The sequence below is a fragment of the Paenibacillus alginolyticus DSM 5050 = NBRC 15375 genome (assembly GCF_000422905.1).
GTDB classification, from domain to species: Bacteria; Bacillota; Bacilli; order Paenibacillales; family NBRC-103111; genus Paenibacillus_E; species Paenibacillus_E alginolyticus.
Window position 1 is genome coordinate 51010 of the sequence record NZ_AUGY01000008.1, and the last position, 25168, is coordinate 76177.

General features: G+C 42.7%; 23 protein-coding genes. 16 read left to right on the top strand and 7 right to left on the bottom strand.

The window, feature by feature from the left end; all coding sequences use genetic code 11:
* The first annotated feature begins 40 nt into the window (after positions 1 to 40).
* A complete protein-coding gene (locus G519_RS0103160; protein WP_029193445.1) occupies positions 41 to 1387 on the top strand; it encodes an Nramp family divalent metal transporter in 1347 nt (448 codons plus the stop codon).
* A 151-nt stretch (positions 1388 to 1538) separates the two neighbouring features.
* A complete protein-coding gene (locus G519_RS0103165) occupies positions 1539 to 1928 on the top strand; it encodes a DUF1499 domain-containing protein (protein WP_029193446.1) in 390 nt (129 codons plus the stop codon).
* Positions 1929 to 1977: 49 nt separating this feature from the next.
* Here the strand turns inward: G519_RS0103165 and tpx are convergent, their stop codons facing one another.
* A complete protein-coding gene (gene tpx, locus G519_RS0103170) occupies positions 1978 to 2496 on the bottom strand; it encodes a thiol peroxidase (RefSeq protein WP_029193447.1) in 519 nt (172 codons plus the stop codon).
* A 161-nt stretch (positions 2497 to 2657) separates the two neighbouring features.
* Between tpx and G519_RS0103175 the strand changes: the two genes are divergently transcribed.
* Positions 2658 to 3542 (top strand): LysR family transcriptional regulator, encoded by an 885-nt coding sequence (locus tag G519_RS0103175; RefSeq protein WP_029193448.1) that lies wholly within the window; start codon positions 2658 to 2660, stop codon positions 3540 to 3542.
* 54 nt (positions 3543 to 3596) lie between these two features.
* On the opposite strand, the gene G519_RS0103180 is transcribed toward G519_RS0103175, so the two are convergent.
* Entirely contained in the window at positions 3597 to 4286 is a 690-nt protein-coding gene (locus tag G519_RS0103180; RefSeq protein WP_029193449.1) for a zinc metallopeptidase, read from the bottom strand.
* Positions 4287 to 4309: 23 nt separating this feature from the next.
* Positions 4310 to 4750 carry a MerR family transcriptional regulator gene (locus tag G519_RS0103185; protein ID WP_029193450.1) on the bottom strand — a complete coding sequence of 147 codons (441 nt, stop codon included), beginning with the start codon at positions 4748 to 4750 and terminating at the stop codon, positions 4310 to 4312.
* Positions 4751 to 5054: 304 nt separating this feature from the next.
* Here G519_RS0103185 and G519_RS0103190 point away from each other — a divergent pair, with 304 nt between their 5' ends.
* From G519_RS0103190 to G519_RS0103200, 3 genes are read left to right on the top strand one after another with little or no spacing between them, the layout of a single operon-like run.
* Positions 5055 to 6440 carry an ammonium transporter gene (locus G519_RS0103190; RefSeq protein ID WP_029193451.1) on the top strand — a complete coding sequence of 462 codons (1386 nt, stop codon included), beginning with the start codon at positions 5055 to 5057 and terminating at the stop codon, positions 6438 to 6440.
* A 37-nt stretch (positions 6441 to 6477) separates the two neighbouring features.
* Entirely contained in the window at positions 6478 to 7560 is a 1083-nt protein-coding gene (locus G519_RS0103195) for a DUF294 nucleotidyltransferase-like domain-containing protein (protein WP_029193452.1), read from the top strand.
* Positions 7561 to 7606: 46 nt separating this feature from the next.
* Positions 7607 to 8341 (top strand): exonuclease domain-containing protein, encoded by a 735-nt coding sequence (locus G519_RS0103200; RefSeq protein WP_029193453.1) that lies wholly within the window; start codon positions 7607 to 7609, stop codon positions 8339 to 8341.
* Here the strand turns inward: G519_RS0103200 and G519_RS0103205 are convergent.
* Both G519_RS0103205 and G519_RS0103210 read right to left on the bottom strand, forming a co-directional pair.
* Entirely contained in the window at positions 8335 to 8760 is a 426-nt protein-coding gene (locus G519_RS0103205; protein ID WP_029193454.1) for a M67 family metallopeptidase, read from the bottom strand. The two genes, G519_RS0103200 and G519_RS0103205, sit on opposite strands and share 7 nt — an antisense overlap.
* A gap of 51 nt (positions 8761 to 8811) precedes the next feature.
* Entirely contained in the window at positions 8812 to 10116 is a 1305-nt protein-coding gene (locus G519_RS0103210) for an MFS transporter (RefSeq protein WP_029193455.1), read from the bottom strand.
* 202 nt (positions 10117 to 10318) lie between these two features.
* Here G519_RS0103210 and G519_RS0103215 point away from each other — a divergent pair, with 202 nt between their 5' ends.
* Positions 10319 to 10852, top strand: a complete 534-nt coding sequence (locus G519_RS0103215; protein WP_029193456.1) for a TlpA family protein disulfide reductase — start codon at positions 10319 to 10321, stop codon at positions 10850 to 10852.
* A gap of 120 nt (positions 10853 to 10972) precedes the next feature.
* Here G519_RS0103215 and cimA read toward each other — a convergent pair whose 3' ends face one another.
* Positions 10973 to 12592: a citramalate synthase gene (gene cimA, locus G519_RS0103220; protein ID WP_029193457.1), complete on the bottom strand. Its 1620-nt coding sequence runs from the start codon at positions 12590 to 12592 to the stop codon at positions 10973 to 10975.
* Between the two features lie 213 nt (positions 12593 to 12805).
* Here cimA and G519_RS0103225 point away from each other — a divergent pair, with 213 nt between their 5' ends.
* The 7 genes from G519_RS0103225 to G519_RS0103255 all read left to right on the top strand — a co-directional run bounded on the left by G519_RS0103225 (position 12806) and on the right by G519_RS0103255 (position 22139).
* On the top strand, positions 12806 to 14107 hold the full coding sequence (locus tag G519_RS0103225) for a DNA polymerase IV (RefSeq protein WP_029193458.1): 1302 nt from the start codon (positions 12806 to 12808) through the stop codon (positions 14105 to 14107).
* Positions 14108 to 14114: 7 nt separating this feature from the next.
* Positions 14115 to 14615, top strand: coding sequence for a molybdopterin-guanine dinucleotide biosynthesis protein B (mobB, locus tag G519_RS0103230; protein ID WP_029193459.1), 501 nt, complete (start codon positions 14115 to 14117; stop codon positions 14613 to 14615).
* Positions 14616 to 14689: 74 nt separating this feature from the next.
* Positions 14690 to 14923, top strand: coding sequence for a ferredoxin (locus G519_RS0103235; RefSeq protein WP_029193460.1), 234 nt, complete (start codon positions 14690 to 14692; stop codon positions 14921 to 14923).
* 171 nt (positions 14924 to 15094) lie between these two features.
* On the top strand, positions 15095 to 16942 hold the full coding sequence (locus G519_RS0103240) for an adenylate/guanylate cyclase domain-containing protein (RefSeq protein ID WP_029193461.1): 1848 nt from the start codon (positions 15095 to 15097) through the stop codon (positions 16940 to 16942).
* 26 nt (positions 16943 to 16968) lie between these two features.
* Positions 16969 to 18801: a FecR family protein gene (locus tag G519_RS0103245; RefSeq protein ID WP_029193462.1), complete on the top strand. Its 1833-nt coding sequence runs from the start codon at positions 16969 to 16971 to the stop codon at positions 18799 to 18801.
* 30 nt (positions 18802 to 18831) lie between these two features.
* Complete coding sequence (locus tag G519_RS0103250; RefSeq protein WP_029193463.1) at positions 18832 to 20454, top strand: stalk domain-containing protein; 1623 nt, start codon at positions 18832 to 18834, stop codon at positions 20452 to 20454.
* 131 nt (positions 20455 to 20585) lie between these two features.
* The gene (locus G519_RS0103255; RefSeq protein WP_029193464.1) at positions 20586 to 22139 is read left to right on the top strand and encodes a L,D-transpeptidase family protein; all 1554 of its coding nucleotides are present in this window, start codon (positions 20586 to 20588) and stop codon (positions 22137 to 22139) included.
* 148 nt (positions 22140 to 22287) lie between these two features.
* Here G519_RS0103255 and G519_RS52855 read toward each other — a convergent pair whose 3' ends face one another.
* Positions 22288 to 22422 (bottom strand): hypothetical protein, encoded by a 135-nt coding sequence (locus G519_RS52855; RefSeq protein WP_268615096.1) that lies wholly within the window; start codon positions 22420 to 22422, stop codon positions 22288 to 22290.
* 371 nt (positions 22423 to 22793) lie between these two features.
* On the opposite strand from G519_RS52855, the gene G519_RS0103265 reads away from it, so the two are divergent.
* The gene (locus G519_RS0103265) at positions 22794 to 24149 is read left to right on the top strand and encodes an ABC transporter substrate-binding protein (protein WP_029193465.1); all 1356 of its coding nucleotides are present in this window, start codon (positions 22794 to 22796) and stop codon (positions 24147 to 24149) included.
* A gap of 86 nt (positions 24150 to 24235) precedes the next feature.
* Positions 24236 to 25141 (top strand): carbohydrate ABC transporter permease, encoded by a 906-nt coding sequence (locus tag G519_RS0103270; protein ID WP_029193466.1) that lies wholly within the window; start codon positions 24236 to 24238, stop codon positions 25139 to 25141.
* Positions 25142 to 25168 lie beyond the last annotated feature (27 nt).

The following is a 25168-nucleotide window of genomic DNA, read 5'->3' on the forward strand; positions in this document are numbered from 1 at the left end:
TGAACAACATTATTGGTCTTGCGAAAGATGAGGTAATCGTATGGGAATAGCATATAAAAAAGTTGAGCAAGAGCCCAACGGATGGAAAGGCAAGTCACCAATGCCTAGTCTGCCTGAAGTCCATCAAAGTATGCGCGTGCCAAAGAAAGCGGGTTTTTTCCGTAAACTTCTTGCTTTTGTAGGCCCGGGCTATCTCGTAGCTGTAGGGTATATGGATCCGGGAAATTGGGCAACTGATTTAGCAGGTGGCTCCAAATTCGGATATACATTGCTTTCTGTTATTTTAATTTCAAATTTGATGGCGATTCTGCTGCAAGCATTGTCTGGCCGTCTAGGAATTGTTACAGGTCGAGACTTAGCGCAAGCTTGTCGTGATCATTATAGTAAGCCTGTTTCATTCGGACTATGGGTGTTATGTGAGCTAGCTATTGCAGCATGTGACCTGGCAGAAGTTATAGGTGCCGCGATTGCGTTACAGTTATTATTCGGTATACCGCTTATTTATGGCGTCATTCTTACTTCGTTAGATGTTCTTTTGGTTCTTATGCTGCAAAAGAAAGGCTTCCGATACATCGAGGCCATGGTGATTAGTTTAATCGCTCTAATTACTTTTTGCTTCGTGATGGAACTTATTTTCTCAAGACCTGATTTTGCTGCTGTTGCCGTTGGTTTTATTCCTAAAACAGAAATTGTAACGAACCCAGCTATGTTATATATAGCACTTGGTATTCTGGGAGCAACTGTCATGCCTCACAATTTATATTTGCATTCTTCTATCGTACAAACGCGCAAAATCGAGCCGACAGTAGAAGGTAAACGTGAAGCAATTAAATTCGCCACGATAGATTCGACTGTAGCTTTAATGCTGGCTTTGTTCGTCAATGCCGCGATACTCATTCTTTCTGCAGCAGCCTTTCACTCGGCAGGTAAAGAGGTAGCGGAAATACAAGATGCTTATCACCTTCTGGGGCCTATGCTGGGCACGGGTGCCGCTAGTATTCTATTTGCAGTGGCGCTGCTAGCTTCAGGACAAAATTCTACACTTACAGGTACATTGGCCGGTCAGATTGTGATGGAGGGCTTCCTGAATATTAGACTCACTCCTTGGCTGCGCCGATTAATTACACGAATGATTGCTATCGTGCCTGCGGTTATTGTTATTGGCATATATGGAGAGAGCGGCGCTACTGATTTACTTGTTCTCAGTCAGGTTATTTTATCTTTGCAGCTTTCTTTTGCCGTTATTCCGCTTGTTACGTTTACTTCGGACCGCAAGAAGATGGGTGAGCTTGTAACACCAAAGTGGATGATTGTCCTAAGTTGGTTTGTAGCAATTCTGATTGCAGGCTTAAATGCTTACTTGCTTTACACGACTTTTTTTGGGTAATAAAATAGGGCATACAAATGGAAAATCGGAGGAGCCATCCTCCGATTTTTATTTCCCCTCTTTTTCTTAAGCCTAAACAATGGTAAGATAGAGAGCAGTGTAGAGAAATAGCAAGTGGTCTATATGTACTCATTGAAGGGGGAAAAGGCTTTTGCTTAAGAGAACTTTAATCGGATTACTTCGCAGTCATGAAACGACCGGAGATAAAGCCAAAGATCCTTTGCTTAAAACAAGATATTATAAGCTTCCTAAAGAACAAGTATGGGAAGAAGTCACTGCCGTTCTGAAAAAAACGCCGGGCTATAAACTTCTCCACGAAGTTCAAAACGTAGGTGAAATTCTCGCGGAACGTAAAACAATGACTGGGCGAACACAGGATGTTACGTTAACGCTATTTGGGATTAATCCCGTGAAAACCGCGGTAGACATTTATTCAGCATCCCGAGGCTCGATGGGGGATTTGGGTTCCAATTATCGTACAATTATAGATATTTATAAACAATTAGACAGAAAGCTTGCTCCATATAAGATTGAAGGATGACAAAAACAGCAGGGAAGCTAGGCCTCCTTGCTGTTTTATTTTGTGCGGATTAAACTAATTTTTTGACAGCTTCTACAGCTGTTTCATAATTAGGGTGAGCCGTCATTTCGCCAAGGTACTCCACGTATTGAACGGTATCATTTGCATCGAGTACGAAAATGGCACGCATATCAAGTTGAAGCTCTTTGATTAATACGCCATAGGCTTCGCCGAAAGATTTTGTTTTGTAATCGGACAAAGTGATTACTTTGTCAATTCCAGCCGCACCACACCAGCGGGATTGTGCGAAAGGAAGATCAACGCTGATCGTCAGAACAGCAACATTATCGCCTAGACCTGCTGCTTCTTCATTGAAGCGGCGAGTTTGTGCGTCACAAACGCCTGTATCCAAAGATGGAACAACGCTGATCAGCTTTACTTTACCAGCATAATCTGAGAGGGAAACTTGAGTCATCAAATCTTTGTTGACTGTGAAGTTAGGTGCTTTATCACCCACTTTAATTTCTGGTCCTACCAAAGTAATCGGATTGCCTTTAATGGTTGCAACACCAGTACGTTCTTGTGCCATATGAACTGTTTCCTCCTTTATTTTCCTGCTGAATAACAACTTAATTATTATAAGCTTTTTGAACTTAGGTTGTCCAATCGTTACTGTAAGGCTATAATTTAAAATGTTTAAAGATTTTGTAAGCTTGTAATCATGGAAGAAAAGTCGGAGGATTTATCCAAGTGGAATTAAGACAACTGCAGTACTTTGTAAAAGTAGCTAGAAAGCAGCATGTGACACAAGCAGCGGAAGAAATGCATGTTGCGCAGTCAGCTGTTAGCCGGCAAATTCATCTTTTAGAGGAAGAGCTGGGCATTAATTTGTTCGTGCAAAAAGGTCGTAATCTTCATCTTACCTCCGTAGGTCATTTATTCTTAAGCAGGGTCGAAGGAATACTGACAGACTTAGAACGCGCTGTTGGCGAAATACATGAATTTCTTGACCCGGAAGCTGGGGAAATTCGTATTGGGTTCCCGCATAGCCTGGTCATCAATTTGCTCCCTGCTGTCGTTGCAGCCTTTAAAAAAGATCACCCTAACGTTAAATTCAGGCTTCGTCAAGGAACATATACGTCCTTAATCCGAGATGTCTCTAAGGGAGAGATCGATCTGGCTTTCATTTCACCGTTTCCAGAATCACATGAACATGTTGCGGGTGAAATTTTGTTAACCGAAGAATTGTATGCGATTATTCCCTCCAACCATATCCTTGCGGATTACACATCGATACGACTGGAACAGTTAAAGAACGAGCCATTCGTTATGTTTAGAGAAGAATATACGCTGCGTACGATTGTGATGGAGGCTTGCTTGAAAGCTGGCTTCATTCCGAAGATTGAGTTCGAAGGTGAAGAAACAGATACCATTCGTGGACTCGTAGCCGCGGGTATGGGGGTCAGTCTGCTTCCTTCCATGGCTTTAATGGAAAGCGGTCAAATGCAGCCGGTCAAGATTCGTGTGACTGATCCTGCGGTTACTAGAACTGTCGGTTTAATTTGCCGAAAAGATGAAAAGCTGCCTTTGGTGGCTGAAGTTTTCAGGCGGTTTCTATGTGAATATTTTCAATGAAAAAAGCTCATCTTGGGTGTTTGAATGACACCTTACAAGATGAGCTTTTTTTGATTAGTCGTCACTATTACGGCCGCTAAATATCATAATATATTTCACAAGTTCAAGAACGGAGATTAAGGCGGCTGCGACATACGTAAGAGCAGCTGCATTTAATACCTTGGCTACCCCGCGTTCTTCTTCATTAGAAATGAAGCCTTCAGCGACCATTAAATCTCGGGCTCTTGAGCTGGCGTTAAATTCTACTGGCAATGTAACTAATTGAAAAGCAACGGCTGCTGCGAAAAAGATAATGCCTAGACCGAGTAACCATGGGATCTGTTGGAATAAGAAGCCGGCTAGTATGAGCAAGGGAGCTACACCGGAAGCGAAATTAACAACCGGGAACATGTGATGCCTTGCGACAAGCATGGGATAATGAACTTGGTGTTGAATGGCGTGACCTACCTCGTGACAGGCGACAGCGACTGCAGATATGGAGTTTTGATAGTAGACTGACTCAGATAAACGTACGACTCGGGCTGTCGGATCATAGTGATCGGATAGGGTTCCGGGTACAGCCTCAACAGGGACATCATACAGTCCATTGGCATCGAGCATGCGTCTTGCTGCCTGAGCGCCTGTCATTCCTGAATAAATGGGAACCTCTGACCACTTGTTGAATGTTCCCCGAACTCGAAACGAGGCCCACAACGAAAGTCCGAATGCAATAATAATGAGAAAATCCATGGGATGAAAAAACATTTTGACATTCCTCCGTATTTTCGTTACGAGAACGGATTTTTACCTAGAAGAACAATGAGCGCTTCAATACAGGCCGCTGTTGGCTGTGTAAGTATACGGGAAAGCTTCTTCATTTGATTTGGCTTCAACTGTTGGATAATGGGTCCCAGCTCTTTAGCTTCTTTCATTAACTGTTCTAAATGAAGCTGGATAGATGTCAGCTTATCTCTCACTGTATCATCTGGGGACACTTTACTCCATTGTTGTAAATTCGCTTTGATTTCCTCTAAGGTATATTTCTCGTTCTTCATAGATTCAATACGTTTAAGTCGAGTTAAAGTTTCATCACTATAAAGGCGGTAATTTGTATCTGATCTTTTCTCGGGCTCAATCAAGTTTAACTTGGTGTAGTAATCAATGGTTCGAGAACTGACATCGGCAAGTTTAGCTAGTTCTCCGATTTTATAAAGCTTCTCTTTCCCCAAATAAATTCACCTCTACTCCAATGTTATGTTTGATTTCTTCTATATATTAATGATACCTGATTACAAACCGTACAGTCAAACGTAATACTTTTCAAAGCTGACATTGCATTAAGGATAGGAATTGTAACATTTTGCTCGATCTATGAACGAAAACACGAATTATGCCTGTTTGATGTGAGGTTATTTTTCGTTTTTTCAATTTTATTGAAGAAAATCCTATTGTCAAACCCAATTAACCTGTATATAATGACATTAAGAGTTTCATTGCATGTTATTTAATCTAACATTAAAAGGAAGTGGTCGTATGGTTAAGAAGTTGTTGTTAGCTTTCGGCGTTATGGCATTATTGTTCCCTACTCTCGCATTTGCTGCAGATGAAACGACAGTACCCCAACTTCAAAGTGCAATTGATGCCGTGTGGGTTATGTTAGCTGCTATCTTGGTTATCTTCATGCAAGCTGGTTTTGCTTTATTAGAAGCGGGGTCTACTAGAATGAAAAATGCCGGTCACGTAGCTGGTAAAACAATTTTAACTTTTGGCTTATGCGCCATCGCTTTCTGGGCTGTAGGTTTCGGTTTCGCCTTCGGTGACGGAAATGCTTTCTTCGGAACGACAGGGTTCTTCGTTACAGGATTAGAAGATCAAGCGGCAGCGTCATTCGGCTCCCTTTCTTTCTCGGATGTACCTATTGGTATTAAATTCTTGTTCCAATTAGCTTTCGCAGGTGTATCCTTAGCAATTGCATGGGGCGGATTTGCAGAAAGAGCAAAACTTCCCGTTTACTTCATCTTCGGAATTTTGTTTACAGTCGTGATTTATCCAATCGTTGCTCACTGGGTATGGGGCGGCGGCTGGTTGAGCAAGCTTGGTATGCAAGATTTCGCAGGATCAACGGTTGTTCACTTACAAGGTGCAACAGCAGCGCTTGTAGCTACTATCTTGTTAAAACCACGTATTGGCAAATATAATAAAGATAAAACGCCAAACTTGATTCCTGGTCACAACCAAGTGTTGTCTGTCCTCGGTGTTATCATTCTCTGGATCGGTTGGTTCGGGTTCAACCCAGGTAGTACACTAAGTGCAATGGGTGATGGGTTCTTTGGATATATCGCTCTGACAACGAACATGGCTGCTGCGGCAGGCGGAGTTGCGGCTTTGGTTATTTCTTGGATGTACTTCGGTAAAGCAGATATTCCTAGTATGTTGAACGGTGTTCTTGCAGCGCTTGTTGCCATCACTGCAGCTTGTGCTTTCGTAGACACGTGGGCGGCAATTGTCATCGGTGCGGTAGCTGGTATTGTTACATTCTTCACTGCACAATGGTTTGAAAGAGCTGGCATCGACGATCCGATCTACGCGTTCTCTGTTCATGGTATTGCTGGTATCTGGGGCACGCTTTCCACTGGTTTGTTCGCTACACCTGAGCTTTCAGCGAAGGTTGGTGTTGGCGGTGCTGGGTTGTTCTACGGTGGTGGTTTACACCAATTAGGTATTCAAGCGCTAGGGGTATTCGGAGCTCTTGCATTCGTACTTGTACTATCCTTCATTATCCTTGGTATTCTGAAAGCTACAATTGGTCTTCGTGTAACAGAAGAAGAAGAGATTATAGGTCTGGATTTGTCTGAACATGGTTCATACGGATATCCGGAACAAATGAAAAAAGCAGCTCAAAACGGCGTGTCCGTTTAATCCTATAGACTTTCTACTAGAGCAAAGGGGATGCAACATGAATCATCTCTCAATGGAACAGATCCTGGAACGCATCTATCAATTGGAACAGTTCGATGAGATGCGAATAACCAGAGATCAGGTGCATGAGATGGTTCGGGAGCATCTCCTTTTCTCTCATTCACCTGAAATTGGGCGAAAAGTAAATCAAATTCACGATGCTTTTATTCACAGGACGATAGAACTTGCAGAACATATGTTGGAGGATGAAGGGTTCGGGAAACCGCCTGTTCCTTATGCATTTATATTATTGGGCAGTGGAGGGAGACGTGAACAAACGCTTTGGAGTGATCAAGATAACGGGCTTATTTATGAAGAAAGTGAAGATCACTCAGAGGAAGAATTAGATGACTATTTTATCAAACTTGTAGATTGTATCCTTCGTGGTCTTGATATTTTAGGCTATCCGCCATGTGAAGGCAATGTGATTTCGAGCAATAAGCAATGGCGAAAGCCGATATCCATGTATATCGAGATGATGACAGCATGGTTTATGGAGCCGGATTGGGAAAATGTTCGTTACTTGCTCATCCTTGCGGATATGCGATGTATTTTCGGTTCCAAAGCCCTGGTAGATCGGCTCAAAGGCGAATTTCTTGCTTATGTTCAGAAGCATCCGAGTATCTTGAAGTATTTGTTATCCAATACACTCCATCACAGAATCACATTAGGCGTATTCGGACATCTGATTACAGAAAGATATGGGGAGGATGCTGGAGGTTTTGATATTAAATATGGGGCCTATATTCCTATCGTTAATGGGATTCGTCTACTTGCTATTCAAGCGGGGATCATGCACTCATCTACGTTGGAGAGAATTAGATTGCTGGAGGAAACCTCTTTCATTCCTAAGCAATTAGCAGTTGAATGGCAGGCAGCTTTTGGGGTTGCGCTTAAGCTTAGAGATATGACACCTTATCAGCTTGCTGATGAGATGTATACGACAAGAGGCAAACTTAACGCTGAGCAGTTGACCAAAGAGATAAAGCAAGAATTAAAACATTGTTTGCGTACGGGGATGGAGTTGCAAAAGTATGTTAGAAAATCAATTGATTCACACATAGAGACAGAAAAAGGTTAGAAATAACGGGATTAAGGTTTCATTGGGCAGGGAGAGGTGATTCGAGATGAAAGATATGCGTCCGGCTGGCCGAATGTGGCATTTGTACAAAATGGGTGGTCTAACACCAGCGCTAACGTCCATGTTTGATGTGCAGAGTGCTCAACAGATGGCTTTTATTCGTTCCATGTTGAAGGAGCAAAGGAAAGATTCTCTTTTTGAGATACCACTTCACTCGATGGAAATCGTAGTTTTTGATTTGGAAACGACGGGATTCTCTCCTTATAACGGTGATGAAATTATTTCGTTCGGAGGCGTCTCTGTCATTGGCGGTGAAGTGCAAAGTAATCATACATTCTATAGTATGGTAAATCCAAAACGAAAGATTCCAGATGAGATTGTTAATCTAACCGGCATCACGAATGAAACGGCTGCTGATGCGCCTGAATTAATAGGGGTGTTAAGTGACTTTTTGGAGTTTGTAGGGCAAAGAATACTGGTTGCTCATGCAACTGGTCACGATAAAAACTTTTTGAATTCAGCCCTATGGCGAACCTCCAAAGTAAGCTTATCACATCGTGTACTCGATATCATGATGATCGCCAAATGGCTAATGCCTAAGAGGAAAAATTTGAGCTTAGACTCTCTGCTTCATGCCTATGATATTCCAGTAACGAATCGTCATCATGCGCTTGATGATTCCCTTATGACTGCGCAGCTATGGTCTAGATTCATGGAGGAAATAAAATCAAGAAATGTAGATACCTTAGGTGATTTGTACGCCTTATTAAGCCATCACTGACCGATGACAAACGCAAGTTTGTGATAAGCGGTCTGTGGGGCTTTTTTTATTTGGTAAAGCTGCAGCTCGGGGCGCTGCGGTTGTTGTAAGGATAAGATCCAATAGGTAGGAATTGAATGCCAAAGTGTTTGTAGATCCTGTTCCGAAGGAAGGGGAGGAGCCGTAGGGTGCGAATGGAAAAGGCCGATCACTGGATGATTGCTGTCCATTAGGTAAGGGAGCATTTCTACGGGACTTATTTCAAAAAGATTCCTTGGGTTACTTGCGATATTTCGTAAAGGAATGAAGGTACTCGTTTGCAGTTCTCCATTTCCAGAGTCTTGTCCGCCTAGAATGAAGCCGCATGCTTCTTCAGGAAGTCGCTGCAAGCTGTAAGAGATAAGATCGTTGTATACCTCTGCATTTATAAATACGTTCACCCTCAATCCATCCCTTCTAATCAACGTGCATGTTAGAATGAGGTTAGTATATCATTCTTTTTTAGTCATTTCCCCTTTAGGCTTAATAAAGAAGAACACGAGTGCAAGCATAAGAAGCGCCATGGAAGATACGGTAATAAAGATAGTTTTATGCGAAATGTTCATGAGCCATCCGAAAAGTGGGGGTCCGAAAGCCACGCCAATGAATCGGAGACTATTGTACAAAGAAGTTATCATGCCGCGCTGCTCACGCTCTACCGAGCCAGTAATCAGTGTATTTAAACAAGGCAGCAGGAGCCCGGTGCCAATACCGCTGAGCGTAAGTAAGCCGATGAAGATGTAGAGATTGGCATTTAGAAAGATGGCTAAAGCTAGCGAAACGGTCATTAGGATAAGACCAATGTTCATTAACCATCGCATGAGTGTGCCGTTTTGTTTGATTATGGCGCCGGTCGTGTAAGAGGTGATGACCATACCGAGCAAGGGGATAGCAAGAATAAGTCCTTTGCGTATACCTTCAATGCTGTAAGGCGCTTCTTCTAGTATTTGTGATAAGTAAAAGAGAACACCGAACAAGATAAAAAGTGTGACGGACCCAGCGAAAAATGCAGGGATGAGCCAGCGTCCTTTTTCTCGAAGAATCGTGCCAATTTGTTTCAAATATTGCTTGAGTGGCTCGGCTTCCTTCTCTTTGGGTGGTTCCTTAATCAGAAAGATAACAGCGAGCAGCGCCAAGATGCAGAATATAGGAAAGGCGAAAAACGGGGCAAACCATACAATTAAGGCTAATAATGAGCCTAAAATAGGACTCACAACTTTGCCTGTTCCGTTAGATGCCTCGATGAGTCCGAGTGCTTTACTGGCTTCCCCGCCTTTGTACAAATCACCGACAAGCGCCATTGCGATAGGGGCCGTACCTGCCGCACCTAGGCCTTGTATCGCTCGTGAGGCTATCATTAGGGGATAGGAATTCCAAACGGCTGCGAAGCCTGCTAGAACGCCAGCAGAGCCGTAAATGATCAAGGAAGGGATGATGACGGCTTTGCGTGTGAAACGGTCTGATAAATAACCTGATACTGGGATGATGATTCCGGCTGTGATTGAAAATAAGGTGATGACAAGTGAACTTTGGAAACGGGATATGCCCATTTTTTCTTGCATATCAGGTAAGATAGGGACGAGCATAGAATTACCTAGAACGAGAACTAAAGGGATCGTCGCTAGGGCGACGTATTCCCAGATATGACTTTTTTTGTTTCCGGATTTGTTTTCGGATTTATTTTTAGAATTGTCTTCTGATTTGTCTTCAAATATGTTTTTAGTAAATTTTTTGCCCGTGGCTGCTTTAGTAGTCATAATAATGAGAGTCCTTTCAGAACATGTTGTATGTTTACTTTTCCCATTTAGGTTAAAAGTATACTGTGAATTGTTCCTCGTTGAAAAGAATCGTATAAGTTTTGCAGCTCGTCCCCGTAGGACGACGGAGTTGTTTTATCCTAGAATGTTGGAATTTACGTGGAATTGGAGATAATATAGACAGAGTGGAGGTGGAAATGCTTTGAGAAGAAATGTGTTTGTAATCGCTTTGGTTGTTATATTAGCTGGCTTTGCTATTTATCAAAACGCCCAGCGCCAGAATAAAGCGACGCTTATGCCTACGGAACAAGCGCCAAAAGTGAATTTCTTGGCCCCTTCGTTTACGTTAAAAGGGCTTGATGGGAAAGATTACACGATTGGTGGACCGCGTGAGAAGCCTTTGTTCGTTAATTTCTGGGCTTCATGGTGTGGTCCATGTGAGGAAGAGGCGCCAGATTTGGTGAATGTGTATAACAAATATCAAGGGCAGTTTGATCTATATGCCGTTAATGTGACACCTGGTGATAAAATGGAGAGCATTACGAAGTTTGTGGAAACCTACAAATACCCATTCCCGGTGTTATTAGATAAGCAAGGAACGAACGCGGATGCCTATCGGGTAGTTGCCATTCCAACCAGTTTCTTAATCGATAAAAATGGAGTCATTCGTGAAGTCGTTCATGTACTCTCTCCTAAAGATCTGGATAAGAAAATTGCGAGTCTTATTAAAGAGTAAAAAGCTGCAAAAGAGTGCCGATGGTTGGCGTACTCTTTGCAGCTTTTCTTGTATGTCCTTTTGAAAAACTTACCTCTAACGTGATCGCTCAACGTTGAGTGGCCACGTTAGAGGTTTACATCAATGGTTCACTAAGCCTAGTCGTTCTTGTTGATCTTTATTTGTAGGCTCTACGCGTTTTCTTCCAATTAATGCATAGCGCAAACTATCTACGAGTGCGTACCAGCTGGCTTCAATAATGTTGCTGGACACTCCAAGCGTGTTCCATGTTGTGTTGAAGTCTGTTGATTCCATCAGAACGCGAACCTTACCTGCCGTTGCGCCCTTCACATCGAGGACACGTACCTTATAATCGGAAAGATGGACGTTTTTAATATCAGGGTAATATTGGATCAATGCTTTACGCAAGGCATTGTCGAGAGCATTTACAGGGCCGTTGCCTTCAGCCGCGGTATAGATCGTTTCCCCATGAACCTTTACTTTAACGATGGCTTCGGAGACTACCGATTGATTCGCGGACTTCTCAACCAGCATTTTGAATGATTCTAATGTGAAAATCTCTTCTAGACCTTCGAATGCTTCGCGCAGCAATAGCTCAAGCGTGGCATCGGCGCCTTCGAATTGATAGCCTTGATGCTCGAGATCTTTAATTTTCTCAATAACTTCTTTGGTTTTCTGATGTTCTTTATTGAAGTCTAGATTCAATTCTTGCGCTTTCACAAGGACATTGCTTTGCCCTGCAAGCTCTGAAACAAGAACACGCTGTTTATTACCGACAAGCTCAGGCTTAGTATGCTCATACGTACTAGCATCCTTGAGAATGGCCGAAACGTGAATACCGCCTTTATGAGCAAATGCCGCATTACCGACATAAGGCTGATTAATTGGCATATGCATGTTGGCGATTTCGCTAATGTATCTCGAAACAGGCGTTAAAGATTTCAGCTGCTCTTCGGAAATAACCGAATAGCCAAGCTTCAACTGAAGGTTAGGGATAATGGAGCTGAGGTTGGCATTACCGCAGCGTTCTCCATAGCCATTGATGGTTCCTTGGACTTGTCCAGCTCCTGCTTGTACGGCAGCAAGGCTGTTGGCTACGCCCAATTCACAATCATTATGAGCGTGGATACCAACTGGGGTGGTGATATTTTGTTTCACGGTAGTGACAATGGCTGTAATTTCTCCAGGTAATGAGCCGCCATTGGTATCGCAAAGGACGATCCAATCAGCACCGGCATCCTGTGCCTTTTTGATCGTTTGCAAGGCGTACTCGGGATTATTCTTGTAACCGTCGAAGAAATGCTCGGCATCGTAGATGACTTCAAGACCGCTGCTTTTTAAATAAAGAACGGAGTCGTAGATCATGGCAAGATTTTCTTCAAGCGTGGTTTGAATCGCCGTTGTGACGTGGAAGTCCCAGGACTTACCAAAGATCGTTGCTACCTGAGCACCTGACTCCACGAGTCTGTTCAAATTAATATCATCCGCAGCTAAGGAATCTTTACGACGTGTGCTGCCGAATGCAGTAATCTTCGCATTAGTGAACTTCATATCGCGAGCGCGTTCAAAGAATTCAATATCTTTGCTGTTGCTGCCTGGCCATCCGCCTTCAATATAATGAACCCCAAGCTCATCGAGCTTGCGGGCAATTTTAATTTTATCCTCGACGGATAAGCTGATGCCTTCTCCTTGCGTACCGTCTCGTAGTGTGGTGTCGAAGATTTTGACTGATGTTGGCATAGGTTCCTCCTTCAAAAGCTAGCAAAGTGACTTCGGTGCTTGATGTGCAGGTGCTTGTGCTTGCTTTAAAGCGCTAATGTATAATTTACGATTATACCATAATAGTATGGGTAAAGACATCATAACGCAAAAATACGTTTGCTTGAAAGAATAATTTTTTGTATGCTGAAAATGGCTCTTAAAGTTGTTGTTTATCAATGGGAGGGAATATAAATGGTGACAACACAGCATCATTATCCCAAGCAAGGTAGAGTCATTCTGCATATAGATATGAATGCATTTTATTGCTCTGTTCATGAGGCTGTTGAGCCGGACTTATATAAAGGAAAGCCGATTGCTGTTGCAGGTAGTGTTGAGCTTCGTAAAGGGATTATTGTTACTTCATCTTATGCAGCGCGCGCTGTAGGGATCAAGACGGGCATGCAAGTTAGGCAAGCGATGAAGCTGTGTCCGGATTTGATACTGATAAGACCTGATTTCGAACTATATCGCAGCTTCTCAAGACGGTTTATGCAGATAGCTTATAGTTATTCGCCTATGGTGGAATCCATGTCAATCGATGAGTGTTTCGTCGATATTACAGGTTCCAAACAATTTGGAACCCCACTTGAGATCGCGAATAACATTCAGCAGAAGATTATGAAGGAACTGATGCTTCCCTGTTCGATCGGTGTTGCCCCCAACAAGCTGCTCGCCAAAATGGGCTCCGATATGAAGAAGCCGAACGGGATATCTGTGCTGCGTCTACGAGATGTTCCAACTGTATTTTGGGACAAACCGTGCAACTATTTATATGGAATTGGCAAAAAGACGGCGGATAAGCTGACTAGACTTGGTATCCACACGTTAGGTCAGCTAGCTGTAGGGGACGAGTTGCTGCTAAGTAAACACTTTGGCATCTTAGGTGCACATCTGAAGCGTTCGGCTAACGGGATTGACCATTCTCTGGTAAACCCTGAACAAGAACAGAGCAAGTCAATCGGGCATACGACGACGCTGCCGCAGGATTTCACCGATACCAAGGAAATTCATCGCGTATTCTTAAATTTGGCGGATCAAGTAGCTAGAAGACTTCGCAAGCAGGAGCTGATGGCATCGACGATCCAAATCACGGTTCGCGATCCAGAGATGAGGACTATTACGCGATCCATCACTTTGCCTACTCCCACCGAGCATATGGATGATATTTATCGAACTTCGTGTCAGTTATTTGATCATGAATGGGAGGAAGGCAACCCTGTTCGGCTGCTGGGGATTACGCTGCAAAATCTGACGGTGAAGGAAGAAACATTCGTTCAGTTAGATTTATTCGATTATGAAAAGCAGCCTAAACGAGAAAATTTGAATCGCATTATGGACGGACTTCGTGATAAATTCGGAGAAAATGCGATTCTAACCGCGGGGATGATGGGCGATAATCCTTCAGCTATGATTAGAAATCATAAAACGAGAGGGACTTCCCTGCAAATGGACCATTTGAGGAACAATCCCCTTCATAAAGAAGAGGAGAAGTGACGAAAATATGGCACATCGTATGGGCTTTGCCGGCTATTCGAACAGCGGGAAAACGACGTTAGTGGCGAAGCTAATCGTAGAAATGAAGCAGCGCGGCCATCGGATAGCTGTAATGAAACATGATGCTCATGGACATTATAAAGAAGCAGCAGGGACGGACTCCGCGACTTTTGTTGAGTCGGGTGCAGAAGCGGTTATTACCCTTTCTCCAGATGAGATTCATGTGTTCGAGAAGAAGCGGAATCCAAGCCTGGAAGAACAGTTAAGTGCTTATGCGCATTTAGACTATGTTTTTATCGAAGGCTTCAAGAAGGAAAAACATCCAAAGATTGCTGTATTTCGTACAATAGAGCAAAGTGAAATTATTCAAGCACTTGAGCCAGAGCCGATTGCTATTGCAACAGATATGGACGATTTCAAATTTGGTTCAAGAACTTTTCCTTCCTTCGATTTGAACAATATCCAGGGTATAGCTGACTTTATTGAACAATATTTTGAGCGTAATTAATTTTAAGGTTTGAACTTTGTCCGTATTTATATTATATTTTACATTGAGGATAATTTGAGGAGGAGTTAGAAATCATGGCAAAGTATACATTTGTTGATAAAGATACTTGCATCGCTTGCGGCGCATGCGGAGCTACAGCTCCAGACATTTATGATTACGATGATGAAGGTTTGGCTGAAGTAATTTTTGATGGAGATGGCAACAAAGGGGTAACTGAAATCCCTGAAGATTTGTTTGATGATCTACAGGATGCACAAGATGGCTGCCCAACAGATTCCATCAAAGTAGCGGATACACCTTTTAACTAATCCGTATAAAACATAATTTTGTGAAGTGATTCGCAGAATGTCGAAAGAGCTCAGTTCCTGTAAAGGGACTGAGCTCTTTTTTTTGATACAAATTGTAGTAACTTGTAACTATTTATTGCCATTTTTTACTTGCCATCTTACAATGAAGCTAGTAAACATGGGGAGGATCTTATGGGTAAGAAGAAATGGATTCAAACTTTAGCTATAGGACTTGTGTTGATGTTGTTTTCGACATATTTCTACACGGTTAACTCTAGCGGCTTGTTTTATTTTATTGAAGGCCCCCTCCAAGATGTTTTGCGGAAAGCTAAATCTGTTGATGAACGTCAGCCGGATGATCGCATCAAGATTGTTAAGATTGATGAGAAATCACTTAAAGCTATCGGAAAGTTTCCATGGGATCGAACGACCTATGCGCAGTTGATAGAAAAGCTTGAGCAGTCAGGCGCAGCGGCAATTGGTATAGACGTAGTTTTAGCTGAACCATCGAAAAATCCCGCCGACGATAAAGCATTGGCTGATGTTTTGGCCAAGTATCATAATGTCATTATGCCCGTCCAAATTAACTATCCCTCCAAGCAAGAGCAAGCAGGCGAGCTTGTGCCTGAGAAAATCGACTACCCCACTCAAACACTAACAACCAGCAGGCAGCAAATGGCACATATTAATGTGTTTGTCGATAAGGATGGTAAGGCACGGAAGTTGCCAGTTGGGCTGCCGGATGAGAATGGAGCATACATACCTGCGTTCAGCGTTGCGCTTGCCAATCTAGTTCTTGAGGATAAGGACAAAGTGAAGCGAGATGAAGCAACAGGACAATGGAAGCGCGGCAATATCGTAATGCCAACGAACGAAAGAAATCAAGTGACGACCGAATTCTTCACACTGCCAAGGCAGAAAGTTGATGCAACTACAGGCTATGAATCGCTCTCTTTCATTGATGTTATTAATAGTAAAAGCCCCTTACCACTGCAAGGCGGCATTGTTCTGGTAGGTCCGTTCGTAACGGCTATGCAGGATGAATATCCAACACCGATCAGCTCTGTTAAGATGTTTGGGATCGAAATACATGCGAATATGATTCAAACTATATTAGAAAGCAAGTTTTATAAAGATACTAGTAAGCCGTTTGGCGTAGGTATTATCTTACTTATATCTTTGCTGGCCATTTTCTTATTTCATAGATATAAAGGCAAAACAGCGCTATTTATTTTTCTAGGCATGTTTGTGATCTATGGAGGTGTATGGTTATCCTTCTATATTGTTGGCTCAACCTTCGCTCCACTTGTGTATCCGCAATTAGCTCTTGTTTTGATCTATATTTGGTCATTAGTGAGTCATTATCTGGAAGAACGGAAGGAGCGCAACCGCGTAACCGGTATCTTTGGAAGGTTCGTTTCCAAATCGGTTGTAGACGAGCTGCTGCAGTCAGGTGAAGATGTTAAGCTTGGCGGCAGTCGTAAAGATATTTCACTTATTTTCGTTGATATTCGCGGGTTTACCCCCATGTCGGAGCGACTAGAGCCAGAGCAAGTTATTCAAGTATTGAATGAGTATCTAGATGTATGTACGAAAGCTATTTTCAAATTTAACGGAACGCTCGACAAATTTATTGGTGATGGTGTCATGGCGATGTTCGGCGCTCCGATTGAATATGACAATCACCCGGAGATGGCTGTGCGTGCAGCTATTGAAATGAAGTCCCAGGCTACTGTTCTTGAGCAGAGATTGATTGAAAAGTATGGAATCGGAGTGAAATTTGGGCTGGGTATTAATAGCGGACCTGCGGTTGTTGGAAACATTGGTTCCGAGGACCTAAGGCTGGATTATACGGCTATTGGAGATACGGTTAACTTATCGGCTAGATTAGAAGCGAATGCAAAACCAGGTCAAATTCTAATCAGTGAACAGACCTATGCGAGGGTCAAAGACCTTTTTGAGATAGAATCTATCGGTGAAATTAAGGTAAAAGGAAAAGAAAAGCCCGTGGCGGTTTATGAAGTTATCGGGAATCTCTAATAAATGAATGCTGGGAGGAATTCAGTGTGGGAATAACTAAGAAATCATTCGTGTCCTTATTCTTAAGTTTTTGTTTAGTGTTTAGTTTGGTCTCAGCGCTGCTTGTAAAGCCTGTAGACGCAAAAACCGTTCGGGTAGCTGTCATTGGAGCATTATCCGGTGACGTAACGATCAAGAAAGGCGGAGGCTCCAAATCGTACGATGCCTACGAAAGTATGAGTTTAAATCAAGGCGATACGGTTTATACTGGCGCTAGTTCATCTGTCACGCTTAATTTGAGCAATGGGGATGCAGACGTAATCTTAGGCGAAAACGCTGAGATTAACGTGTCAGACTTAAACACCTCAGCTGGAAATAAGAAATCCAAACTTAAAGTATGGGCCGGTTCCCTTTGGGTCAAGGTGAAGTCATTAGCTGGATCAAATGATGAATTTGAAGTTGAAACGCCAACCGCTGTTATGGGTGTTCGTGGAACGCAGTTCTTTGTTACTGTTGATCCGAAAACAGGCGCAATTAAGATGGCGGTTGGAGCTGGAAAAGTCTCCGCATCGACTGTGACAAACGGAGCGGACTCGACTCAAAAGTCATCCATTACATACTTATATCCAACGCAACAAATTTCTTTGGATTCTAGGGATGAGACGGATGATGTGTCCCTTAAAGTAGATTTCCTTGATCTAAATGATTTTATCAAGAATGCATCACCTGAAATCATTAAAGAGATTATCCTGAACAAAGCCGAAATCGATAAAGAAAATGAAGAGTTTATTGCTAAGAAAAAGAAAGAAATTGAAGATGGCAAACTTGTGGATGATAAAACTTCTTTATCCGTGAAGGATCAAGCTGAATTAGATAAAGTGAAACAAAACTTAGATAACTTAATTGGTAATATTGCAAAGATGGCTCTCGCAGAAAATAAGGTTGATAAAGAGTCTTTGAATAAGTTCATTGAACAAGCAAATGCAAAAATCGATAACCAAGAAAAAAAATTAGATTTAAACAAAGTTAAAGAGTTGGATAAAACGGCTGGTGTCGACGCAGAAAAGGAAAAAATAAAGAAAGAAATGCTTCAAAAGCTTGAAGCAGAGAAGCTCAAAAAGCAACTTGAAGAAACGAAGAAGCAAGAAGAGCTCAAAATAAAGCTGGCAGCAGCGCTTAAAGCTTTGGAAGAGCAAAAGAAAAAGATTCTCGAAGCGGCGAAAGCAGCGGAAGAGAAGGCTAAAGCTGAAGCTGAAGCGAAACTGAAAGAAAGCTACACGGATAAAGAGAAAAAGGATTTTGATGATAAGAAGAATGGGCCGAATACTACAGCGCCGGGAGGAAATCCGGGGAATTCGGGGGGGTCAGACCCGGGGACACCCGTATTAACACCGAGTATTAGTCTTGCACCTGGCTCTGTTAGTAACCTCGGATTATTTAATTTAGATGTTAATCTAAGTGACTTTGTCGGCAACAATTCAATCTACGGTGTAGAAGTGCACTTATCCTATGATTCCAATATCGCTCTTAATGTTAATGAGCTGCACCCATGGGTAAGTAATTCGGATATTTTTAGCCAAACCAATAGTGCAGATCATATTAAAGAATATTCTAATGGTGTACAGAAAGAGCTTGTGTATGCAGTGACAAATTTCGGTGCAAATTCAAATAATGTTGAAGTGAAAAATGGAACTAAAAAGTTAGTTACCATTCCGTTTTATGGTAATTCGGTGGGGGCAACTTCAGGATCGTATAAGATTAAAGTCGAAAAAATCGTTATTGTTCATAAAAATGGTTTGGACGTTCAAAAAATAGAAGTTCCTTTGATACCAGATAGAACTGAGAAAACAGTCATTTTGCCTCCAAAAAATAAAAATTAATCATTTTAACATAGCAAAAAGGAGAAACCAATGAAACCCTTAAAACATATATTCGTTTCATCCCTAGTGGCCGCAACCTTATTGGGAGGTTCATCCGCATGGGCGGCAGGATTGTCGACGGATGCACTATTATCCAGCAATGGACAGATCCTTTCGGATGTCTCGACCTTCGCGGGAATCGGCGATTTTGAAGATAAGAGCGGGGATGCGCTAAGTGCGGCATTCCGTGCTCCGGGCAGCGTTGTTCAACTTTCGGATGGCAGTATTCTTGTTGCTGATACACGGAATCATCTTATTCGTAAAATTTCAGGCGGGAAAGTAACCACTTTCGCAGGCCCGGAAGTTGTCGTGACGAAGAATAACCAGGGCTTTCCTACAGGAGGGCTTGTTAATGGGAAATCTTCTGAAGCTTTTTTCAATGAGCCGACAGGATTAGCTGTTGATGCTAAAGGGAATGTGTATGTAGCTGATTCGGCAAATAACGCTATTCGGAAAATAGATACGAATGGACAAGTTTCCACATTGGCTGGAAATGGCGTTCCTGGCCTTAAGGATGGAAAAGGTGCTGAGGCAAGTTTTAATCGCCCAAGCGATGTTGTTGCAGCTGCAGATGGAACTCTGTATGTCGCGGATTCGCTCAATCATGTTATCCGTAAAATAGCAGTTGACGGCAGTGTTTCTACTTTGAATGCGGCTGCGACTCGAGCTATTCAAATCCGTCCAGGTGAAGCTTCTTTCGCTGGTGAATTTCAAGATGGCAGCTTAGCTGCATCGAAGTTCAATGAACCCGCTGGATTGGTTTTAGATAGCAAAGGCAATTTGTTCGTAAGTGACACAGGCAACCAGCGTATACGTTATATCGACCTTCAAGCAGGGACTGTGACTACGGTGGCTGGTTCGACACCCGAATTAAGCAATCATACCATTTATGATAAAAATGAGTTATATGCAGGTGGAGACTTTGCAGATGGAGATGCGCTTAAAGCGAAGTTTGACTTCCCTAAAGGGCTTGCCGTAACTTCCGAAGGCGGGGTTTTAATCTCAGATAGTCTGAATCATGTGATTCGTTATTTGCTGAATGGAAAGGTTTCAACGATTGCTGGAACAGTCCAAACGGGTGAAGCGGACGGCGTGGAGCAAGCTGCTGAGTTTTACAATCCGAGTGACGTTCTAGTAACCGCTCAAGGTAATATTGTGGTCGCAGACTCCTCGAATAACAAAATTCGTAAAATTACTCCTTACCAATTACCAGGAAATCTAGCAAACAATGATCAAGTAAAAGTGGTAAATGGTGATAAAGTGGTTTCATTTGATGCCCAACCTGAAATTCAAGGCGGCCGCACAATGGTACCTGTTCGTGCAATAAGCGAAGCATTTGGCTACGAAGTCAAGTATGTCGAGCAAGCTGGGAAATCAATCGTAAAGCTTATCAAAGGTGATGTTACGGTTGAGCTAACGATTGGTGAAACAGGCATTGTACGCAAACAAGTCGGTCAAACAGACATCAAACAAGTGACGGATGCTTCTCCTTATGTGAAACAAGACCGTACGTATGTGCCGGTGCGTTTCTTTGCAGAGCAAATCGGCTTGGATGTACAGTGGGATGCCGCTCACCAAACAGCCATTTTACGCACGAAATCATTTGTGAAATAAGCAATTCGCAAACCGAGCTTGGCAAGGGGAAACCTTTGTCCAAGCTCTTTTTTTTCATGACTTCATCTCTAGGTAATTTTTGCCGATAAACGAAAGAGAGCTACCGTGTACTCGATAGGAGGTTTTCTAGATTGAAGGACAAGAATCGCATGGATCAGTTAGAACGATTTTTCCAACATAATCCGATCGAAGATCCTCTTTATCTCAAAAAATATGTGAAAGAACATCCTGATCATAAAATGGCTTGGTACTTATTGGGCAGAGAATACGCGGCGCAAGGAAAAGAAGGCAAAGCAGCGTATTGTTTCGCGCAGTCAGGGGAGATCTATGAGGCTTTCGAACGTCAGAAAATAGCGTTTGAAGGTCCTTTGCCTGCTTCATCTTCTTCGGCCTTACATAAAGGTGCCATGACAACTGTTAAAAGCAAGCCCAGCGGTAAAGGGAAATGGCTGCCGTTAATGGTCATGCTATTCCTGTTGGCTGTTCCCGCTGCAATGGATTTAGCGAAGAACGAGGATACGGGGAACGTCCCGAAGGAGACTTTTGCTGCAGCACCAGCGGCAGCTAATGTGCCGGCAACACCTAAACAGGATGCACCTTCTGGAGTAAAACTGTATTTCTCAAATGGAGATTGGGGCAACAAGCTTCAACAAGTACTGTCATCCTCAGGATCAGGAGCTGGGGAATCTGTTATCATGGGAGTTCCAAGGAGTGAAGATGGTAAATGGAACGAGTGGAACAGGTCGGTGAAGCCTTTGATCAGCGTGGAGAGTCATGGTGGAGGCGGGGGTTCAGCAGCATTAAAATATTACCAGTCGCAGACATGTTCCTGTCAGGTCGCGGATAGCTCCAAGCTTGTTCCCGTCATAGCGAATTGGATGCATGATCGTGAGCAAGCTATTGTCTTACAAAGCGCAATCCAGGCCTTCCAAAAAAAGACGGGAACGCTGCCAGAGAAGCCTGAACAGCTTTCGAAGCCTTACCCGGATAATCTCTTGCCAGGACTCTCCCCCGAAATGCAGGAGGCGTTCCCTCAAGCTGTAAGTAAGGTTAATGAAATCGCAAAAGCGGGCAAAGCGCCGCAGGATCCGGTACAATCAGCTGACAAAAACGAGCAGCCGAAACAAGAGCTCAAGGAACAGGCCGAGCCATCAAGTTCACAGCCGAAAGCTTCCGCAGACCCACTGCTTGAACCGCTTAGGATTGTTATAGATACCGATAAACATCGTTTGGCCCTTGTTAGTGGAGATTTCATCATCCGAAATTATCCGGTTGGCTTAGGGGGAGAGAAGACGCCGCAAGGGGAGTTCTTCATTAGTGAAAAGGTGCGCAATCCGAATGGCAAATCGAATGGAGAGTTTGGCAGCCGAGGAATGACTTTGTCGGATACGCTTTATGCAATTCATGGTACGAATAAGCCTTCCAGCATCGGGAAAGATGAATCACACGGCTGCGTTCGGATGCAGCAAGCGGACATTGAAGAGCTCTATAACATGGTAACTCACGAAACGAAAGTGACAATTGGTAAAGGGGTATTACCACCTTCAAATCCGGACGGAGGAAATGGTAATGGCGGCGAAAACCCGGGAGTAGGAGCTGGGGGAGGGAAGCTAGATCAATCCTTCGGCCTTCCGCTGCAAACCGATGACAGCAACCCTAGTAAGAAATATAAATGGCTTGATTAAACGGAGTAGGAACAAGACAAAAACCGTCTGAATAAGCTTCGGACGGTTTTTGTCATGAAGTACTAGCGTTCCAATGTTTTACTCTTGACAACGATGTAGAAAGCGATTACAATTCAAAATGTGATGAATTCAATCACTTCTATCCTAATCATTTGTTCAAAATGATCAGTAACGTCATCGTAATGATGACAACAAGCATTATGGATCCTGTCCAAATGATCGCTTTCTTATTGACTTCTTCTTTGGCTCTACGATTGGACATCATCGGTTTACGTTTGGACATCGGAATCACCTTTTCCTTGGAGATTAAAGAATATGGTTCTATCATAGCATAAGTAGGGTCGATCATAGAATATGCATGTAAAAATGATTTTTAAAATCAAGTATTGACGACCATGTCATTTTATTGTAAGATTTAATCACACGAAACACCGAAATCAACTGAATATGTCAGTTTTAATAACATGTTACCGTAAGGGCATTAGTTATTGAAGAATGTAAGTCTTCTTCTATAACTATGCCCTTTTTATTTTTGCCAAAAATGATGAACCCTGAAGGGAGTTGGTAGCGCAAACTACAAGGAAAGTTAAATTTAGGAATACGCTACTTCATAAATAACCATCAGATTTATTAAAAAAGGGAGAAGATGAACACATGAATATGAAAAAATGGTCAACAATGGGCTTGGCTGCATCCATGGTACTTGTAGCAGCAGGCTGTGGTAAATCTGCACCAGTGGAAACAACAAAACCAGCTGCAACGGCGGCGCCGACGACAGCTGCTACAGCGGCTCCAACAGCTGCTGGTCCCAAAAAATTAACCGGCGATTTTGAAATCCAGTACTTTGTTGGCGGTTATGGCGACAAATGGTGGAAAAAAGTTATTGCTGATTTCCAAGCAGCTAACCCTGATCTGAAAATTAAAGAAAGTGCGGGACCAAAAATCAACGAACAAATGAAACCTCGTTGGATCGCAGGTACTCCACCGGATTTCGTATACATTGACGGACCTGAATTGTTCGATCGTCAAATGGTAACAGACGGACAGCTTGAAGATTTGACGGATTGGATTAAAGATGCTAAAAACGTTGACGGCGAGAAAATCATTGATTTGCTTGCTCAAAAACCACAAGAGTTTGATGGTAAAATCTACAATGTTCCTTTCGTAATGAGCTCATGGGGTATTTTCTACGATAAAGCCCTGTTCAAAGACAAAGGTTGGGCAGAGCCAAAAGATTTCGAAGAATTCTTAGCGGTAAGTGAGAAAATTAAAGGTGCTGGCATTAATCCTTTCATCCACACAGGTAAATATCCATACTACATTAACGGTGGCGTATTGCTTCCAGCTATCGTATCTGCAAACAATAATGACTACAAATTGCTGCAAGACATGTCAACAAATAATCTAGAAGCTTGGAAAAACCCAGCAATCATTAAAGGTCTTAATAAAATCGTTCAGCTTCGTGACAAAGGTTACATCGACAAAGCATCCGTACAAATCAACCACACGGATTCCCAATCCTTGTTCCTGCAGCACAAAGATGCTTTTATCCCGAACGGTCTGTGGCTGCCAAACGAAATGGCCAAAGACGTTCCAGCTTCCTTTGATTTCGGATTCATTCCATCCATCACACAAGATAAAGGCGGAAAAGTGGTAGCTAATACTTCGACTTCGACCTTTGCAATTGCTAAAAAGGCGAAAAACAAAGAAGCAGCAAAAGCGTTTATGCAATTCGTATTCTCAAAAACTCAAGCTTCCCAGTGGGCTGAGTTGAGCGGTGCTCCTTCGAACGTAAAAGGTGACATCTCCTCCTCGAAAGCACCTAACTTTGTTAAAGATGCGGCGAAATTCTTGTCATCCCCTGACACAGTTGTAGTGCCAACAGTCTCCTTCGCGGCAGACGTTGACAAAGCCATGCAAGATGCAACAGTGGCATTGACGATTGGTACTATTACGCCTGAAGAGTGGGTCAAACGTGTGTCTGATGTCGTAGCGAAACAAAAGAAATAGGAACTGAATGAAGCAGTGCGGAGAACTTGGAAGGCAATAGCCTTAGGAGTTCTCCGCCATTTTAATGATAGGACGGTGAGGATAGAATGAAGACCAAATCGAAAATGTGGAAACGGAATTTATTCATCGCTTCATTCATCATTCCGACTTTTCTTTTCTTCTGTGTGTTTACGATATACCCTGTGATACAGGCTTTGCAGAAGTCATTCTATGATTGGTCAGGAATGTCGGAGAATAGCACGTTTATTGGATTTGATAATTTCGTCGAATTAGTTAAGGATCCCATTATACTTAGAGCCATCGGAAATGATTATTTTTTAGTCGTAGGTAAAGTCATTGGCATTATGATTCTGGCGACGTTTTTCGCAGTTGCTTTAACTCGTTTCAAGCTGAGAGGCTCTGGCTTCTTCCGCGCAATATTCTTTATCCCGAATGTGATTTCAGTCGTTGTTATTGGTGTTCTCTGGAACTTCATCTACAACCCGCAAATTGGATTCCTGAATGCGTTCTTATCACTATTCACAGGAAATAAAGTCGATATTACTTGGTTAGGATTTCCACAGCATACGATCTGGATGCTTTTACCCCCAACGATTTGGGCTGGTATCGGCTTCTATATGATCTTGATGATTGCTGCAATCGTGAATATTCCTGCTTCCTACTATGAAGCAGCTAATATAGACGGAGCTGGTCAATGGTCGCAATTCCGTCACATTACCATGCCGCTCATCTGGGAACAAATTATGGTTTCCATTGTTAACATAGTCATTACGACACTCAATGGATCATTCGTAATTGTTCAATTAATGACAAATGGCGGACAGCCTGATAATACGACCCAAGTTATGGGATCTTATCTGTATCGGATGGCTTTTCAACAATATCATTTCGGTTATGGAGCAGCCATCGGTGTCATGATCTTAATCGTTTCACTGATTACTACCCTTGTTCTGCAGCGTATCATGCGCCAAGAAACAATCGAAATGCATTAGAGTCATCATAGATAAGAATACTGAAGG